The sequence below is a fragment of the Colwellia sp. NW0002-52-1 genome (assembly GCF_057550865.1).
The window spans coordinates 1-17,917 of the sequence record NZ_BAAJLU010000008.1 but is presented as its reverse complement, the minus strand read 5'-3'; the positions used below and the strand labels follow the sequence as shown (position 1 = coordinate 17,917).

Annotated in this window: 13 protein-coding genes; 11 read left to right on the top strand and 2 right to left on the bottom strand. The window is 35.9% G+C overall.

Translation table 11 applies throughout. From position 1 onward, the window contains the following. Positions 1–108: 108 nt before the first annotated feature. A complete protein-coding gene (locus AC27H3_RS09635) occupies positions 109–624 on the bottom strand; it encodes an NUDIX hydrolase (protein ID WP_487105725.1) in 516 nt (171 codons plus the stop codon). Between the two features lie 387 nt (positions 625–1,011). Between AC27H3_RS09635 and AC27H3_RS09630 the strand changes: the two genes are divergently transcribed. The 9 genes from AC27H3_RS09630 to AC27H3_RS09590 all read left to right on the top strand — a co-directional run bounded on the left by AC27H3_RS09630 (position 1,012) and on the right by AC27H3_RS09590 (position 13,405). Continuing rightward, positions 1,012–1,161 (top strand): hypothetical protein, encoded by a 150-nt coding sequence (locus AC27H3_RS09630; RefSeq protein ID WP_198946950.1) that lies wholly within the window; start codon positions 1,012–1,014, stop codon positions 1,159–1,161. Between the two features lie 279 nt (positions 1,162–1,440). Beyond that, a complete protein-coding gene (locus tag AC27H3_RS09625; protein WP_487105723.1) occupies positions 1,441–3,396 on the top strand; it encodes an alpha-amylase family glycosyl hydrolase in 1,956 nt (651 codons plus the stop codon). Next, complete coding sequence (locus AC27H3_RS09620; RefSeq protein WP_487105721.1) at positions 3,396–6,044, top strand: glycoside hydrolase family 31 protein; 2,649 nt, start codon at positions 3,396–3,398, stop codon at positions 6,042–6,044. Before AC27H3_RS09625 ends, AC27H3_RS09620 begins: the two co-directional genes overlap by 1 nt. Before the next feature lie 252 nt (positions 6,045–6,296). Next, complete coding sequence (locus AC27H3_RS09615; RefSeq protein ID WP_487105719.1) at positions 6,297–7,736, top strand: alanine/glycine:cation symporter family protein; 1,440 nt, start codon at positions 6,297–6,299, stop codon at positions 7,734–7,736. Between the two features lie 187 nt (positions 7,737–7,923). Next, positions 7,924–8,154: a hypothetical protein gene (locus tag AC27H3_RS09610; protein ID WP_085306241.1), complete on the top strand. Its 231-nt coding sequence runs from the start codon at positions 7,924–7,926 to the stop codon at positions 8,152–8,154. Beyond that, positions 8,151–8,822: a DUF2959 domain-containing protein gene (locus AC27H3_RS09605; RefSeq protein WP_487105717.1), complete on the top strand. Its 672-nt coding sequence runs from the start codon at positions 8,151–8,153 to the stop codon at positions 8,820–8,822. The genes AC27H3_RS09610 and AC27H3_RS09605 overlap by 4 nt, the downstream gene beginning before the upstream one ends. 144 nt (positions 8,823–8,966) lie before the next feature. Next, the gene (locus tag AC27H3_RS09600; protein ID WP_487105715.1) at positions 8,967–11,573 is read left to right on the top strand and encodes a DUF748 domain-containing protein; all 2,607 of its coding nucleotides are present in this window, start codon (positions 8,967–8,969) and stop codon (positions 11,571–11,573) included. A gap of 120 nt (positions 11,574–11,693) precedes the next feature. Next, positions 11,694–12,509: a hypothetical protein gene (locus AC27H3_RS09595; RefSeq protein WP_487105713.1), complete on the top strand. Its 816-nt coding sequence runs from the start codon at positions 11,694–11,696 to the stop codon at positions 12,507–12,509. Beyond that, a complete protein-coding gene (locus tag AC27H3_RS09590; RefSeq protein ID WP_487105711.1) occupies positions 12,506–13,405 on the top strand; it encodes an ABC transporter ATP-binding protein in 900 nt (299 codons plus the stop codon). The genes AC27H3_RS09595 and AC27H3_RS09590 overlap by 4 nt, the downstream gene beginning before the upstream one ends. 23 nt (positions 13,406–13,428) lie before the next feature. On the opposite strand, the gene AC27H3_RS09585 is transcribed toward AC27H3_RS09590, so the two are convergent. Continuing rightward, on the bottom strand, positions 13,429–16,038 hold the full coding sequence (locus tag AC27H3_RS09585; RefSeq protein ID WP_487105709.1) for an EAL domain-containing protein: 2,610 nt from the start codon (positions 16,036–16,038) through the stop codon (positions 13,429–13,431). A gap of 433 nt (positions 16,039–16,471) precedes the next feature. Between AC27H3_RS09585 and AC27H3_RS09580 the strand changes: the two genes are divergently transcribed. Together AC27H3_RS09580 and AC27H3_RS09575 are read left to right on the top strand one after the other, a co-directional pair. Next, on the top strand, positions 16,472–17,122 hold the full coding sequence (locus AC27H3_RS09580) for a cupin domain-containing protein (RefSeq protein WP_487105707.1): 651 nt from the start codon (positions 16,472–16,474) through the stop codon (positions 17,120–17,122). 298 nt (positions 17,123–17,420) lie between these two features. Continuing rightward, positions 17,421–17,903 (top strand): low molecular weight protein-tyrosine-phosphatase, encoded by a 483-nt coding sequence (locus AC27H3_RS09575; protein ID WP_487105705.1) that lies wholly within the window; start codon positions 17,421–17,423, stop codon positions 17,901–17,903. Positions 17,904–17,917: the final 14 nt, after the last annotated feature.

The window sequence follows — 17,917 nt, the reverse complement described above, 5'->3', positions numbered from 1 at the left end:
AATATTGCCTACATAACTCGTTAGCTAGCGGTGGGGTTAATGTATTTTCAAATTTAAACATTTAAATACTGTGTAAACTGGTTTTATCTTAGTTTAGATAGTTTTGAATTAAAGTAACTCTGCAACAATACGTTTTAATAAATAAGTTTCTCGCTCAATTGACAAGCCTTTTTTGTCACTACTTTTTATCACCAACTCATTGTGCTCAATAGCTTTATGAATATTCATCCATAACGGTTGCATACCATTTTGTAATTCATGAGCTTCAAATTCGGGTGTCAAAAGCTCTTGATCTATGTCGCAGGTATAACAATAAGAAAGCATGTGCATAACGTCATAATCTGCTTTATACCAATTGCGGTACTCCTCATAACAGCCAAATGCTTTTATATTGGTAACATTTTGCGCGCCGGTTTCTTCACGTAGTTCACGAATTAACCCCGTAATATTGTCTTCGCCTTCATCAATACCTCCGCCGGGTAAACTGTAGTCGTGATATCGCTGAGTATAAAGCAGTAGGATACTTTCACCATTTAGCACAATTGCACGCGTTGCTTTGCGAGTGAAGCTATTAGCAATATTGGAGTGTAAATTTGTAACTTGAGTTGATTTTAATAAGCGCATAAGAATTTGTACTGAAAATTGTTTTACTTTTATGGGGACTGTTGATGCTTAAATCAATTGTTGCTTAGTTCAGAGCATAAAATAGTTACCAGGGATATTACAAAAATTAATTTTAAACGCGAATATAAAAGTTTCATAAACGTTATATAAAAAGTTGTTGTGAAAGCCATTGTGAAAGTTATCGTAAGATTCGTCATATCGGCTTATAAGTAACCGACACCTATAAACCTCATCAAATATTTGTTTCATTTTCGCTATTTAACCTTTCGTTTTGTCGTTTATTTATTTGCATTTCTTTCGTTATGAAATTTATTTTGAAATATTACAAGTAAAATGAAACTTGTTATGTAATAATACATGTGTTGCAACGTAATCGAGGAGAGCATTATGGCTCATGAAGAAACAGTAAATGTAATAGAGCCTAGCGAGACTGCTAATGGCATGTCAAAAACTATTGATCAACAGTTAATAGCCGCCAACGCTGAAATTGACGATCTAAAAATGCAAATTGCTTGGTTAGAACGCTCTTACGAATAAATATATTATTTTGAAAAAGCCAGTGTGATAAACATCACACTGGCTTTTTTTTGTCTGGAATTTTATGCAATGCATCTAAAACTTTATTTTATAAGCTTAATATCAGCACTTAACATTGATCAAATAATGATACGAGCAAGAAAAAAATAATTACTTTATGAATTCGTATGCAGTTGGTCAGCAGGCAATTTAATGTGTACTCTCGAAATATTGTCTATGTTGCTGCCAACACTTTAATGTTGAATTTAAACCGGCAGCTTTAATGTTTGGGATTTTGAAATGGCTCATTGGTTATATAAATTGTTACCGGCATCAACTTTAAAGATAACAACTTCAAGTGTAATACTTACTAGCCTGCTCGCGGCTTGCTCTTTTGATAGCGAAGAATCGAACAGGGCAAATAAAGTCAATGTTAATACACCATGTACGACAGTGATTACACCTGTTTCAACAGGTAAGCCTGTTGTTTATCAAGTATTCACTCGGTTGTTTGGTAATACAAATACTACAAATAAGCCTTGGGGGACTATTGCTGAGAATGGTGTCGGTAAATTTAGTGATTTTACTGATACGGCACTATTGGGAATAAAAGAGTTAGGTGTTAGCCATATTTGGTACACCGGCGTGCCGCACCATGCCTTGATTGGTGACTATACTGCTTTTGGTATTAAAAATGATGATCCCGATGTAGTGAAAGGTCGTGCGGGATCACCTTATTCTGTAAAAGATTATTATAGTGTGAATCCTGATTTGGCCGATAATCCGGCCCAACGCATGCAAGAATTTGAAGCGTTAATTGCTAGAACTCATCAACACGGCATGAAAGTGATAATTGATATTGTGCCAAACCATATTGCTCGTGACTATCAATCTTTAGGTAAACCTGCTGGCGTTCGAGATTTTGGTCAAGATGATGATAAAACGCTTGAGTATTCTGCAAGTAATGACTTCTATTATGTGGTTGGCCAAGACTTTAAGGTGCCAACCTCTGCTAACGGATACGCGCCACTTGGCGGTGAAAATCATCCTTTGGCTGATGGCAATTTTGAAGAGTCACCGGCAAAATGGACCGGTAATGGTTCAAGAGCTGCCCAACCTAATATTAATGATTGGTATGAAACGGTTAAAGTTAATTATGGTGTTAAGCCTGACGGTAGTTATAGCTTTGCAAAATTACCAGAATCTTACCGATTTAAAAACGTGCAAGCTCATAGTGAATTTTGGCAAAATAAAAACGTGCCTAATTCATGGGTAAAATTTCGAGATATTACACAATTTTGGTTAGCAAAAGGGGTTGATGGTTTTCGCTATGATATGGCTGAAATGGTGCCGGTAGAGTTTTGGAGTTATTTAAATTCTGCGATAAAAATGACTAATCAAGATGCATTTATATTAGCTGAAGTTTATAACCCCAAACAATATCGAGATTATATTCAGCTCGGAAAAATGGATTATCTATACGATAAAGTGGATTTTTATGATCGTTTAAAAGACATAATGCAAGGTCATGGCAATACTGACGATTTAGCGAATATTCAGCAAAGATACCGTGATATAGAACAACATTTATTGCACTTTTTAGAAAATCATGACGAACAAAGAATTGCCAGCCCAGGCTTTGCCGGTAGTGCTGAAAAAGCTAAACCTGCCATGGTGGCTTCTGCGTTAATCAGTCGTTCACCAACCATGATATATTTTGGTCAAGAAGTTGGTGAAGACGGCAGTGAAGAAACAGGTTTTGGCGACCCAAGTCGCACGAGTATTTTTGATTATGCTGGTGTACCTGCACATCAACGTTGGATGAATGGCGGGCTTTTTGATGGCGGAAAATTAACTGAAAGTGAGTTGAGTTTAAGGGATTTTTATCAGCGATTAATGACCATTTCAGCACAAAACAGTGCCATGCTAGGCAGTTACAAAAGCATACATGCTCATAACCGACAGCTGTTAACTAACTACAATCATAAGCAATTTTCTTTTGTACGATGGCAAGGCCAAGAGCAGTTGATTATTGTTAGTAATTTTGATGAAAGAAATAACTATCAATATACGCTGCATTTACCCGCCGATATAGTAAAACAGTGGCAATTACCTCAAGGTGAATACCCATTAGTTGATTTACTTTATGACAATAAAAATACATTTAAAGTCAACCTTGATAATAGCGCTGAAATTAACATTAATATTGCACCACTTGGCTCGTTTGTTTTTCAACTACAGGCGGGTAACCCATAATGAAAAACTATATTTTCGTATGTAAACCAACACAAGCGTCTAAGGTTGCTTATTGTTTAGCTTTACTCATGGTTTTTTGCAGCTGGCAGAGTTTAGCGCGCAATTATGTTGATCATCAGTTAGTTGGAAATACTTTAAAAATAACAACTGATGACGTTACGCTTGAAATTAATGCGCTTAAGTCGTCTGTTTTTGAGGTGGTTTATCAGCCAATGGGTGTTAAACAATTACCGTCTTTTGCTATTGATAAATCTAACGTAGCAAATACAGAACACAAGATAAATTTAACGCTGGTTGAGTCGGCTAAACAGTTAGCGCTAAGTAGCCAGTCGTTAGTGGCAATTATCAATAAATCTCCTTTTAATATTCATTATACAAAACCTAATGGTGATTATATCGCTGCTGAAGAAATTGGCTTTTTTAATAAGCAGCAACAGGTGATAGCTTCTAATGTAAAAGTAGAGCCCGTTGCTGATTCTACTTCTAGCTCAACACTTGCTTCAGCGCTCGCATCAATTTCTAAAGTAAAGACAGGGGTAACTTCAGAGGTAAATATTAGTGCTAGTGTTGAAGACGAAGATAAAAATGATGAGCTCGCAGCAGGATTTACACTTGGTTTTCGTTTTAAGTTACAGCCACAGGAAAAAATATTAGGTGGTGGTCAGCGAGTGTTGGGTATGGATCGTCGCGGACAAAAAATGCCTTTATATAACCGTGCACATTATGGTTATGAAACCGAGTCAAACCAAATGTATTATGGTTTGCCAGCAATTATGTCGAGTAATAAATATATTATTGTTTTTGATAACTCAACAAAGGGTGAGCTTGATATAGCACATGACGAAGCAGATATATTGCAATTTAGCGCCATTGGTGGTCGCACGTCATATTTAATTATTGCTGGTGACAGCTATCCTAACTTGATCGAAAACCTGGTTGACGTTAGCGGCAAACAACCCTTACCACCTCGTTGGAGCTTAGGCAATATTGCTAGTCGCTTTGGTTATCATACTGAAAAAGAAGCTCGTGGCGTTGTACAAAAGTATCATGATGAAGACTTTCCGCTTGATGCTATCGTGTTTGATTTATATTGGTTCGGCCCTGATATTAAAGGTCACATGGGTAATTTAACTTGGGACAAAAAGGCATTTCCAACGCCAGTTGACATGATCAAAGATTTTAAAGCCGAAGGTGTTAATACCATAATGATCACCGAGCCCTTTATTTTAACTACTTCAAGCCAATGGCAAAGTGCGTTAGAAAATAATGCTTTAATGAAAAATAACGAAGGACAGCCTGAAAAATTTGATTTTTATTTCGGTAATACAGGTTTAGTTGATGTGTTTGATGAGAAAAGCCAAAACTGGTTTTGGCAATATTACCAAAAACTTGCGGAACAAGGTGTTGCTGGTTGGTGGGGCGACTTAGGCGAGCCAGAAGTTCATCCAGCTAAGGGGTTACATCGTTTAGATGGTGAAAACGTTACCGGTGATGAAGTGCATAATGTTTATGGTCATCAATGGGCTGAAATGGTTTTTAAACGCTTACAAAAATTTCAACCTGATACACGACCATTTATTTTAATGCGCTCAGGTTTTATTGGCTCACAACGTTATGGCATGGTGCCGTGGACAGGTGATGTAAATAGAAGTTGGGGCGGCTTTAAACCGCAAGTAGAATTAGCCCTACAAATGAGCCTGTTTGGCTTAAGCTATATTCATTCAGATTTAGGTGGTTTTGCTGGCGATGGTGCTATAGATAAAGAGCTTTATATTCGCTGGCTACAGTATGGGGTTTTTCAACCTATTTATCGTCCTCATGCCCAAGAAAATGCCAAACCAGAGCCTGTTTTTCATGATACTGAGACGAAAGATATTTTACGTGAATACGTTAAGTTACGTTATCAGCTATTGCCTTATATATACTCCCTTAGCATTGAAAACAGCTTAACTGGCATGCCAATGATGCGACCTATGTTTTTTGAAGATGAAGATAACCTAAGTTTAATCGATGAAAAAAATAGTTATTTTTATGGTGATGCTTTACTGGTAACGCCGGTTACTAATAAAGGTGCACGTAAACTTGATATAAACTTACCCGCAGGTGTGTGGTTTAACTTTTGGAACGATAAGCGCTATCAAGGTAATACAAAGGTATCGATAGCGACACCTTTAGAGCAAACAGCGGTATTAGTGCGAGGAGGAGCATTTATTCCTATGGTCGATGCTGTGCAATCGACTAAAGATTACAATACTAACAACTTAACCTTGCATTATTACGCAGACACTTCAATTAAAGCATCAACAGCGGTTATGTATAATGACGATGGTAAAGATCCGAATTCTTTGAGTAATGGTAGTATTGAAACATTGACTTTCAAAGCGACGCAAAGCAATAAAGAAATGTTATTTAACTTGCAACAAGAGGGTAGTTTCTCTGGAATGCCCGAAACTCGAGAGTTGCATATGGTGGTTCACTATTTCGTAAATGCTTTGACAAAGGTTAGTGCTAATGGCAACACGGTAAAATTAGTGGCAACTCATCAAGAATTAGCTGATCAAGTGAATGTAGCTTGGTTTGACAAGACAACACAACAACTACAAATTAAAACCACTTGGGATAAAGCTTTAACAATAATTATTAATTAATAAATAAACTCTGGGTGTTCGCCTTGTTGAATGCCCAACTTTTCTTTTATCGTACTTTGCGTACGTCTTTCTTCAATACCGTGTCACTATTGTTTATTCGATTATTTAAAATGTGATAATTTGAAAAATAACTGTATTTAGTGTGCTGTTAATTATACTGTTTATAGCTTAATAAAATATTCCCCTTTTTATATAAAAATTAACCAATAAATTTCTTTTGTACTGTGGCAAAAGTAATGAGGATCGGTATTTATGAATTTCGAACAAATTGTATCGAGTATTAACAATGTTTTATGGGGTGAAGGGCAAGTACTTATTTATGTATTGTTATTCGCTGGCTTTTGGTTTTCTTATAAGCTGAAGTTAATTCAGATCCTCAACTTTCGTCATATGTTTTCTGTAATAACAAAAAGTGGAAAGAAAGATAACAATACCAACGGTAATTCGGGTATTAGTTCGCTACAAGCATTGTTTATAGGTTTGTCGGCCCGAGTAGGCACTGGTAATTTGGCCGGAGTTGCCGTTGCTATATCACTGGGTGGTAGTGGCGCTATATTTTGGATGTGGGTAATTGCCCTATTGGGCATGGCAACTGGCTTTGCTGAAAGTGTTTTAGGGCAACTTTATAAAGTAAGTGATGATCATAAAGAATACCGAGGAGGGCCAGCTTATTATATTCAAAAGGGCCTAAATCAACGTTGGTTAGCCATACTGTTTTCATTGTGTTTATTTTTGGGCTATGGCTTTAGTTTCAGTGCGATGCAGGCTAATACAATTGCCGACTCTTTAAATCATGCGTTTAATATTCCAAGCCTATATTCAGGAATGGTTATTACCATACTGGCCGGCGCTATTGTTTTGGGTGGGCTTAAGCGTATTGCGCGTTTTGCCGAGTTAATTGTCCCTTTTATGGGGATTGCTTTTATTTTAATCGCCATAGTTATTACTTTAATGAATATTACTGCCGTGCCTGCGATGCTTTTCGACATTATTACCTCAGCTTTTGGTTTACAAGAAGCGGGTGCGGGTATGCTAGGTGCTGCCATTAAAAATGGTATTCAGCGCGGTTTATACTCTAATGAAGCGGGTGCAGGTAGTGTGCCACATGCTGCCGCTAGTGCTAGACCAGTACCTAACCATCCAGTTACACAGGGTTATGTGCAAATGTTGGGGGTGTTTTTAGATACTATGGTACTTTGTACTTGTACTGCGTTTATTATTTTACTGGCAGATATAAACTTTACCGGCGAAATGGAGGGTATTCGCGTAACACAAAGTGCGATTACTCATCATTTAGGTGAGAATGGCGTGTATTTTGTTTCAGCGGCGATTAGTTTGTTCGCATTTACATCGGTTGTGGCAAATTATGCCTATGCAGAAAGTAACTTACACTTTTTCAAGCTTGATAATAAAATTGGCCGCACTTTATATACCACCATGTATTTAGCCATGGTGCTTTGGGGCTCAAGTGCTAGCTTAAAGCAAGTATGGAGTATGGCTGATGTCGCTTTAGGGCTAATGACTTTAGTTAATGTAATTGCAATTGTACAATTAACACCGACGATAGTCGCATTAACCAAAGACTATAATAACAAAAGAAAAATTGTTAATGTAACTGACGAAGACATGGCATTTAAAGCTGAGGATATTCAACTACAGGGTAAAGTTGAGCCAGGTATTTGGCAAAAATAATTTACTTAGTTTTAACCTTAAACATTCGAAAGCGATTTATAAAGATATTAGAGAGTAAATAGCGACTTAATAAAAAGAGTGTCTTATTTTTTTACAATATTAAGACCTAATAACAGCAGCTTACAATTTAATCTAATGCTATACTTTTCGGTAAATTGAACAGTATTTTTACAAATAGGAGATTTTTATGGCACAGCAAGGTTCTGGCGGTAACGTATTAGCCGCGATTTGCAGTCTTTTTATTCCCGGCTTAGGACAATTAGTGCAAGGGCGTATATTGCCAGCATTATTGTTTTTTGTTTTTGCGAGTATTTTTTGGGGTCTTTCGTGGTTAATTTTCCCGATTGCCTTCGCTGCAATTACACATTTATGGGCAATAATTGACGCCGCAAGATTTAGCAGTGGAAATAATTTATGAGTAACTTAACAAGACAAAACAGTGTGTTTTCAAAGTTCTCATTTCTTGTTGTTTCACTTGTGCTATTAGCGGGTTGTCAGTCAGCTTATTATTCTGCCATGGAAAAAGTTGGCGTACATAAGCGCGACATTATGCTCGACAGAGTTGAAGATGCACAAACATCACAAGAAGATGCACAAGTGCAATTTAAATCAGCCTTAGAGCAATTAACACAATTGATAAGTTACGATGGTGGTGATTTAGCAGCGCAGTATGAATTAGTTAACGATCAGTACTTAGCAAGTCAAGCTTCAGCTGACGAAGTAACTTCTCGTATAGACGCAATAGAAAGTGTTGCGGATGCTTTATTTGATGAATGGAATGATGAAATTCAACAATACTCAAGTAATAGCTTGAAACAACAAAGCCAACAAAAATTACGTGAAACTGAGCGTACATACCAAAGATTAATTAAGTCTATGCACCGAGCTAAAGACAGAATGTCTCCTGTTTTATCGGCATTAAAAGATAACAGTTTATATCTTAAGCATAATTTAAATGCCCAAGCAATTGGAGCATTGCAAGGCGAATATAAAACCATAAAACGTGATGTTGAATCTTTAGTTGCTGAAATGAGTCAGGCTATAGAGCAATCACAACAGTTTATAGATTTGTTAAAAGCCGAATAAGTTGTTCGGGGACATTAATATAGACTATCGTACTAATATTACGATAGTCTTTTTTTGTTTTTGAACCATGTAAACATTGTGATATTAAGGTTAAACGCAACATTTTTTTACTACGATATTATTTGTTAAATATAGGAATTTAGTATGGGTCGTTATTTCAAACGCCTAGTTCAAGTTTTAGTGATCAGCCTTATTGTTATTTATGCGCTGATTTGGTTGTTGTCACCAACGATAATAAGGTATGCGATTAATGCTTATGGTTTACCTAAGCCTTTGTATCTAACCGATACCTCAAGTATTCGCTATAACCCCTTTACTGCACATTTAACTATTAATGATTTAGCCGTAAAAGCAGATGAAAATAACACAAGGTTAAAGCTACAAAGTCTCAACGCTGAGGTACATTTATATCAACTACTGTTTGATAAAATTTATATCGCAGAATTTTCGCTTAATGGCATATTTATTCCGGTGACAATGAACGAGTCGTCGCTCAATATTGCTGGATTTGAATTAATGGGCGAAGAAACTGCACCAGATCAAGCTGAGCCTAAAGAAGAGTCGAGCAAGGCTAACTTTCCTTATCAAATTATTGTCCCGAGCTTTGACTTGTCTGATGCGAATATAGAATTGTTGTATTTTTCCCACAAGCATAATATTGCACTCGACTCATTTTCATTACAGAACATTTTATTGTCACAAAATGAGCAAGATATTAAATTGAATTTGCTCAGCCATTTAAATGGTTCACCCATTAAGCTAGATGTTGATGGAAGCTTGTTGCAACAACAAGGTGTTATCAGTGTTGAACTTGACGCAAAAGATATTGAATTAAATACCCTTAAAGCATTTCTACCGCCTGAAATTTTAGCGCTAACAGGCAAGGCGAGTCATAGCAGTAAGTTTAAAGTTTTACTTAAAGATGCAGAAACATTGATTAACGTTGAACAACTGTTAATAGCGGTAGACGAATTACATTTAGAACAAGAAAACTTAGCCGTTGCAATTAAACAGCAAACGTTAGCGCTTCAAACCTTACCTAAAGCATTAAATGTGAACGCTGATAGTAAAGTAGAGCTTAGCCCGCCACTGGCTATTGCGATGAGTAAAGAGCAAACAGCAGTTAATATGCAAGATGCGCTGGTAAATATAGAGCAGCTTAATATTAATCAAAATAATATTACCATGTCGATTGAAAGCCAAAAGGTTCAAACGCATAACTTAGCGTTTATAATGCCAGCCAATAAGGCAATAAGCATTGATGCCTTGATTAATGTAGTAATCGACGATGTTAAGGCCAATACTATTGAAAATGAAGCCTTATTAGCTGATATAACCCAGGTATCAATTAATAATATTGCTTTGAACTTTCAAGAAAATAAAGCAAAAGTAAAAGTTGAAAGTGTAGATGTTGCCGCAAGTGAATTTTCGAAAAAACATCAACAGAATATGCCATCTTTAGCATCATTTAATGGTCTATCAATCAATAATATTGACTATAGCCCGGAGTTTATCGCTATTAACGATGTAAGTTTGTCTGGACTAGCGGCTAATGTTTTACTCGATAAAGACAAACAATTAGCGACGCTTGTTGCGCTAGCTAGTCCAAGTAGCAATGAAAAAACAGATAATAAATCTATTGATAATAGCGTTGTAGACGATAGTGTCGAAGTAGCTCATAAAGAAACTTCTGTAGTAAATCCGGAAGCTACAAACGTTAAACAAGTATTTAAGTTAGGCAAATTTACCTTAGTTGATGATGCCCAAATAGATTTTAAAGACACTAGCGTTACGCCAAATTACGAACGCAATGTCAATATTACCCATTTATTACTGTCAGATGTTGATACCGGTAAGCCAGAGCAAGAAGTAGTACTAGATATTAAAGGTAAAAGTGATACTTATGCTAGCTTTGATATAAAAGGCCGCGGTATGCCTTTTGCTGAAGAGCAAAAATTTAATTTAAACGCAAAAGTTAAAGAGCTGAGCTTACCAGGTATTTCTACTTATATTAAACAAGCATTAAAATACGAAATTGACAGTGGTCAACTCGATCTTACTATCGACGCTGGTTTAACGGGTAATAAAATTAATGGCGATGTTGATGTTTTACTGCGAGGTGTAGAGTTTACAGCTGCTGATGATAATGAAAGAGGTGCAATAACAGATGGCTTAAGTGTGCCATTTAATGTTGCTTTAGGGATGTTAAAAGATTCAGATGGTAATGTTGAACTGTCTTTACCACTTAAAGGTGATACGAGCTCACCATCTTTTGGTTTGTCAGGCTTATTAACCTTACTGGTTAAGCAAGCAACGATGTCGGCCGCCAAAGACTACCTAATTACCACCTTTGTGCCTTATGCCAGTGTTATGAAAGTAGCCATGGCTGCTGGCGAGTTTGCGCTTAAACTCAGAATTAATGATTTAATTTATCCTGCAACCGCTATTGAATTAAATGAAAAGCAACTTGATTTTAGCCGACAAATGTCAGTGATGTTGGCTGATAGAGATAACATCAATGTTAAGCTTTGTGCGGTAGCAACGGCGAGTGATTTATCGTTAACAGATGCATCACAAGCTCATTTACCTGAAAACATTGCGCTATTAAGTAAAATATCACAACAACGTGTTAATTTGTTTAAGGCTCATTTAGTGGAGAAGCTTAATGTGCCATCAGCGAGGCTTTTATTTTGTAAACCACAAATAGATACCTCAAAAGAGGCAAAACCACGTATTAAGTTTGTTATTTAACTTACTCGCTATATTGTTATTTTGTAAAGCGTATAGGGTTGGTACTTTCACTAACCCTTTACTGCGCTTAATTGCTTAAGACATTATTAACTTACTAAACCTATAAAATAGTGGTGCCGATTGAACTTTAACCTTTCTAGACTCTTTAATATTATTACCTTTGAAATAGTTCGTTTATTTAAAACTAAACGCGGCTTACTGGCGTTATTAGCTTTTTCAGCTATCTGGTTTATTATTCTTTACTATTTTGTGGGTTCAGCTGCATCGATTGTTACCTCGCATTCATTTGAAAGTATGGCAAATCAATTATTTGGTGCGCTAGGGCTGTCTGCTTTATTAGCATGGCCGGTTGCTGAATACACCATTTATTGGTTAGTGGCGATATACTTTTTTCCAAGTTTTGCCTTGTTGGTCTGCAGCGACCAATTTTGTTCAGACAAACATCGCGGCACATTAAGATTTATTACATTGCGTGCCACACGTGCTGAGCTGATTATTGGCCGATTTTTTGGGCAACTATTAATCATGTCGATATTAATATTGTTAACGGCTGCTGCTACAACGTTATTAGCAAGTTTACGAGATATTACGCTGCTGAGTGAAAGCGTTGTGCTTGGTATTAAGTTATCAATACAATTAATTATTGTAGTATTACCCTTTATTGCACTCATGACTTTACTCAATACTTTAGTATCATCAGCACGGCTTGCTATTGTATTTGTTACTTTATTTTTTGCTTTAGGACCATTGTTGATTGTGTTCATTGAGTATCAATTCGGTCAAAATTTTTACCTGAATTTAATATTTCCAGGTGGCCAAATAAGTCATGTTTTAGCGCAAAGTAGTGACTTTGCCAATCAGTACTTATTACCTTTAGTGCAAACAGTTGTGTTACTCATTAGTAGCCATTTAATTATGAAACGAGCTTCATTATGAGTTTAATTATCGATGTTCAGCAAGTAACAAAAAAATATGGCAATAATACGGCACTTAATAATGTTGAATTTTCGCTAGAAAGCGGTGCACCTGTTGCTTTAGTAGGGCCAAATGGCGCAGGAAAAACCACCTTGTTTAGTCTGTTGTGTGGCTATATTCAACCTACATCAGGCAACATTAATATTTTGGGACATTCACCAGGTAACTCTGCTTTATTTGGACGTTTATCAGCGCTGCCTCAAGATGCTCAGTTAGATCCTAGGTTTTCTATTGCGATGCAATTGAATTTCTATGCGCGTTTACAGGGTATGAGCTCAAAGCAAGCTAAAATTGATACATTACGCGTTTTAGATATGGTGGGATTACAAGATGCGACTAAAAGTTTGCCAGCTGAGTTATCGCATGGCATGCGTAAACGAGCAACAATAGCACAAGCTTTATTAGGTAGCCCCGAAATTGTTATGCTAGATGAAGCCACTGCAGGCCTAGATCCTGCAAATGCGAAAGAAATTCGGGCCATTGTAGCTGAACATGCAGATAACGTTAACTTTATCTTAAGCTCGCATGATCTTAATGAACTGGAACGTTTGTGTGATCGGGTATTATATTTAGAAAGTGGGTATTTAAAGCAGCACCAAACCCAGGATAACAATGTTAACACGCGCTACATTACCTTAAGAGTTAAACAAGCATATCAAGATCTGATACCAAAGCTTTCAATAATACCGAGTGTCGAAAAGATAGAAATTACTCAAGATAAAGAATATTTATTAACAATTAACAGTGCATTAAGTGCCAATAATGTAGAAATTGATCTGTTGAAAATTCTCATCAAAAACAATTGGCTTTATAGCCATATTGTTAATGGTAAAACCCTAGAGAATCAATTGTTTTAAAGCTTCATAAATTCGCCTTTTAGCTATTTTTCTGCAGGAATATATTCACCTTCTAAACTGGCTGGTATTTGTCCGTTTGTAAGCTTGCTTAGCCAGTCAAGGTACTGCTCATGAGGCATAGGTCTAGCGTAATAATAGCCTTGACCAATATCGCAGCCAAAATCTTTCAGTGCTTCTTCATCTTGGGCACTGTTTATGCCTTCTGCAACGACCTCTAAACCTAAGCCTTTTGCCATTTTTACTGCGGTTTCAGCGATAACTTTACGTTTTATGTCGCTACAAACGTCTTCAACAAACTCTCGGTCTATTTTTAACTCTTGAAAGGGGAGTTGATTAATTTGAGATAGCGATGAATAACCTGTACCAAAATCATCAATACTAATGGTAATGCCGAGTTCAATAAGTTTTTCTATTGTATTGATGGCAATACTATTTTGTGCAAATGATATCGACTCAGTTAATTCGAAAATAATTTTTTCAGCTTTTATATCACACCGTTCGATTATATTTGTAATATCATCAATAAAGTTAATTTGAATAAGATCTTTACCACTGATATTAATTGATACCATATGGTTTAACCCCGTATGTTCTGTTAACTCAGCTTGTTGAGTCAGTGCGGTTTCGACGACCCATAATGTTAACGAAGGCATTAAACCAAAATCTTCAGCAATAGCAATAAAGGTATCGGGGAGAATAGGCCCTAATACGGGGTGATTCCATCGTATTAAACATTCACTGCTACAAACTTTATTGGTTTTTAAGTCGATCTGCGGCTGATGAAATAATTCAAAACCTTTATTAGTAATAGCGCGTTCTAAATCAATGGCAAGCTCTATTGAAGACGGGCTATTTTTACTGTCTTTTTCAGCATAATATGCCCATTTGCTTTGGCTAATTTCTGCATTACTAGCAGCAATTGAGGCATTACTGATTAAACTAGCACTTGTACTACCATGCTGAGAAAACGTAGCTAAACCAACGGATGCTGACAAAGGAAGCTTAAGGTTCTTTATTAAGTAAACATCTTGAACTGCTTGTTGTATAGATCGTACGAAGAGGTTTATATGTTGATCGTTTTCTTTATTGTTAACCACCATGGCTAAACTACAGTTTTCTAAGTAACACAGTTTTTCAAACTGGTCGGTAACATCCAGTACAGCATCATTGAAGCGAAACAAAGAAGAGAGTTTATGATTTAAGTGTTGAATAAACTTAACTTTAGTTTGGTCATCTATATAAAGTTCAATACGTTGAAATTGTTCAGGCTTTATCACAATAACAGTAAAGTCTTGAAAGTTTTCTGTTAAAAGTTGATTAATTTTATGCTCTAGGTTTGTTTGTCTGGGTAAATGATTACTTTGATGATAAGCAATGATGGTTAATTTTTCTTGTTCGCTGCGACGAATACGTTCAGCTAATGCAAAAGCCATAAAAGTAACTTCAATCATAATGGCAAAAAGAAATGCATGGCCAGTTAAAAAACTATATTCAAGCTGGTTTAGCAACACCATGGGTTGAATAACCGCGCCAACTAATAAAGGTAACCAAGACAAAAAGTAAAAACGCGCCCAAGAAAAATCTTCTTTTAAACGATTAAAAATCAAAAAAAGCGCCACAATGTAGAAAAGCGGCTGTAATGAAAAAAACAGTTTAGTTTGTGTTAATTCATCAAGTAATAATGAATATAAACCAATTACGCTAACAATAGCGGCAAAGCCAATCGATGCTTTAAAGGCCCAATGATTTAATTTGTCGTACCGTAAAAAATAAAGCGTAAAGAGTAGGAGAAATATAATTAATATAAAGTCGTTAAAGATCAAGTATTGATTAAGGAAATGCATTATCTGCTTTGAAAACAGAAAGTAACCAAAGCCAGTTAAGGATGAAAGTACGGCAAAAGCTGATATTAAATATCCGATATACAATAAATAAACTTTATCTTTGCCGGCAAAAAATAACACTAAATTATAAATAGCAATAATGAGCAATATGCCGATAAATGCACCATAAACTAGCTGAGATAAAAGCAGTCTTTGCTCAAAATCATCGGGTTTAAATAATTGTAAGGGTATATTAGGTGGCCCCGAGCTTTTTAGTTTTATTAAGTATTCGCTATATCCAAAGTGATTAAGCTGCAGATTTACAGAAGGGTATACATATTGGCTAGTTCTTTGATCACTTGATGATTTGAAATAGAGCTCTTTCGGCGCATTAAGCGGGCCTAATTCATAAACAACAAAAGTCTCTAACATGCTATGTTCAGCCATTAATACAAGTTGTTCATGCTCTCGTTCTTGATGTTTTTCTGTTTGCTGCTTTGCGGTTAACGTTGGCGTACCAATAGGATAATGAAGGGAAATTTTAATCCAGTATGTTTGTTGTGCAAGCTCATAAGGAATACTGCTCAAGTTACTATCGATAAATTCTGTATTGCTTATTACTGAATTAATGTAAGCATTATTACTTTTATCAATGTAATAACTAGTGTTGATAGTAAAAGGGCTGTTGAAGCTATTAATATTTTTTTTGTCAATATCATGAATTAAACCCGCAAAGCTAAAGGTCATTACCAGTAAAACTAGGGCAATGACCGCAGTAGAAATTCTTTTACTTAATTGGGAAAATATCAAAAATTAAATACTCTTATAAGTGAATAATAATCAGGGGTATCTCTACAGTTTTAGGCATTTTTCGAGTTTAGCGTATAAAAGTGCCTGTAAGCGTTTAGGCAATTATATATAGCTTCTTCTTTAGTTTATACTTGGTAAGTAATTAAATAGATATAATATCTAACGTTAATACTTAAATATCCAAGAAAATAATAGCTTAAAAGTTACTGAAAGTTCATCGACTTTTTAATTTTATCAATATTTATACATCAGTAATAATAATGTAGCAGAAATAGTTGATGCTAGTCATAACTTTAATATTGGCACTTATTAACTTTAAACTAAATCATGTTCTATATTTTCACCATATTATTGTTGAATTTGTTAACCTTAGCTTTAACTATTTTTTGTATTATATCTGTCAATACTTAAACTCTAATCGAGAATAATTACTATGTTTAATATGGATTTCAAACAACGTGTTGTTATCGATACATCAAAAAAATCATGGGAGAAAAGCCCATCGCCAGGCGTGTTAAGAAAACCACTTGCGCGTGAAAATCGTGAAAGTGGTCATGCAACCAGTATTGTTAAATATGAAGCGGGCGCAAAATTTAATTCACATGGTCATCCTTTAGGCGAAGAAATTTTCGTGCTTTCAGGAGTATTTTCTGATGAAACAGGGGACTACCCAGCAGGCACTTATTTTCGCAACCCAAAAGGATTTGAACACGCGCCATTTAGCAGCAATGGTTGTGAACTGTTGGTTAAGTTACATCAAATGTCACCTAAAGATAGTCAGCGCATTTGTATCGATACAACTCAGCAAGCATGGTTGCCAGGCTGCGGTAATTTAAAGATCAAACCCTTGCATACGTTTGAAAACGAAAAAGTTGCTTTAATTTTTTTGCCGGCAGGAGAAAAATATGTTTCACATGATGATTATATTGGCGAGGAAATTTATATCATTAGTGGCGAGCTTATTGATGAATTAGGGCATTACCCTGCGGGTACTTGGATCAGAAGTCCACATTCAAGTATTCATCAAGCCTATGTAAAGCAAGATACCTTATTCTGGATTAAAACAGGGCACTTGGGCAATTAATTAAGATTAATTATTACCTTAATAACGGTTACGACATCTGAAAGAGAGTGTTAACGATATTATTAAAGACAGTTATTGCGTGTGTGTTTGTGCCGTTATATATTTGAATTTAACACTTGCTAGTTTTATGATTAAATTATGTTACAGCAGTGTTCGAGATGGAGTCCTGATGAATAAATCAGGATGAGTTGTATTACTTCTCTAGGTCAGTTAATTATAATTTAACTAATACAATAAGTTTCATGTGTTATGACTATTTTATAAACCGAAACTTTAAAATAAAAATAGGTGTTTTTCTGTGATCAATCAAGCTGATTTAAAAAGCGTTAAATCTGTTCTCTTCGTCTGCATGGGTAATATATGTAGGTCGCCCAGTGCAGAGGCGGTATTTCGTCAAAAAGCTCAAGGCCTTTCACTTGTTATTGATTCTGCAGGCACTGTTGGTTCGCATGCGCGTGAAAAGCCAGATCATCGCGCTCAAAAAGCTGGAATTGCTCGAGGGTATTCTTTTGATAAAATTAAAGCTCGAAAAGTCACTAGCGAAGATTTTGAAAAATTCGATTTAATTTTGGCTATGGATGAGAAAAATATTCAAGATTTAATGAAGGTAGCGCCGCAAGATCTGCAATATAAAATGCAGTTGTTTTTGGATTATGCTGAAAACTTTGATGATACAGAAGTGCCTGATCCCTACTATGGAGGCGCAAAAGGTTTTCAATATGTGTTAGATTTAGTAGAAGATGCTAGTGAAGGTTTAGTTAAGCGTCTTAAAACAGCATAAATTTTTGATACTTG

Excerpts from the sequence above, each read along its gene's own strand:
- AC27H3_RS09620 (WP_487105721.1), top strand. The coding sequence starts at position 3,396 with ATGAAAAACTATATTTTCGTATGTAAACCAACACAAGCGTCTAAGGTT.
- AC27H3_RS09590 (WP_487105711.1), top strand. The coding sequence starts at position 12,506 with ATGAGTTTAATTATCGATGTTCAGCAAGTAACAAAAAAATATGGCAAT.
- AC27H3_RS09605 (WP_487105717.1), top strand. The coding sequence starts at position 8,151 with ATGAGTAACTTAACAAGACAAAACAGTGTGTTTTCAAAGTTCTCATTT.
- AC27H3_RS09615 (WP_487105719.1), top strand. The coding sequence starts at position 6,297 with ATGAATTTCGAACAAATTGTATCGAGTATTAACAATGTTTTATGGGGT.
- AC27H3_RS09635 (WP_487105725.1), bottom strand. The coding sequence starts at position 624 with ATGCGCTTATTAAAATCAACTCAAGTTACAAATTTACACTCCAATATT.
- AC27H3_RS09600 (WP_487105715.1), top strand. The coding sequence starts at position 8,967 with ATGGGTCGTTATTTCAAACGCCTAGTTCAAGTTTTAGTGATCAGCCTT.
- AC27H3_RS09630 (WP_198946950.1), top strand. The coding sequence starts at position 1,012 with ATGGCTCATGAAGAAACAGTAAATGTAATAGAGCCTAGCGAGACTGCT.
- AC27H3_RS09610 (WP_085306241.1), top strand. The coding sequence starts at position 7,924 with ATGGCACAGCAAGGTTCTGGCGGTAACGTATTAGCCGCGATTTGCAGT.
- AC27H3_RS09625 (WP_487105723.1), top strand. The coding sequence starts at position 1,441 with ATGGCTCATTGGTTATATAAATTGTTACCGGCATCAACTTTAAAGATA.
- AC27H3_RS09580 (WP_487105707.1), top strand. The coding sequence starts at position 16,472 with ATGTTTAATATGGATTTCAAACAACGTGTTGTTATCGATACATCAAAA.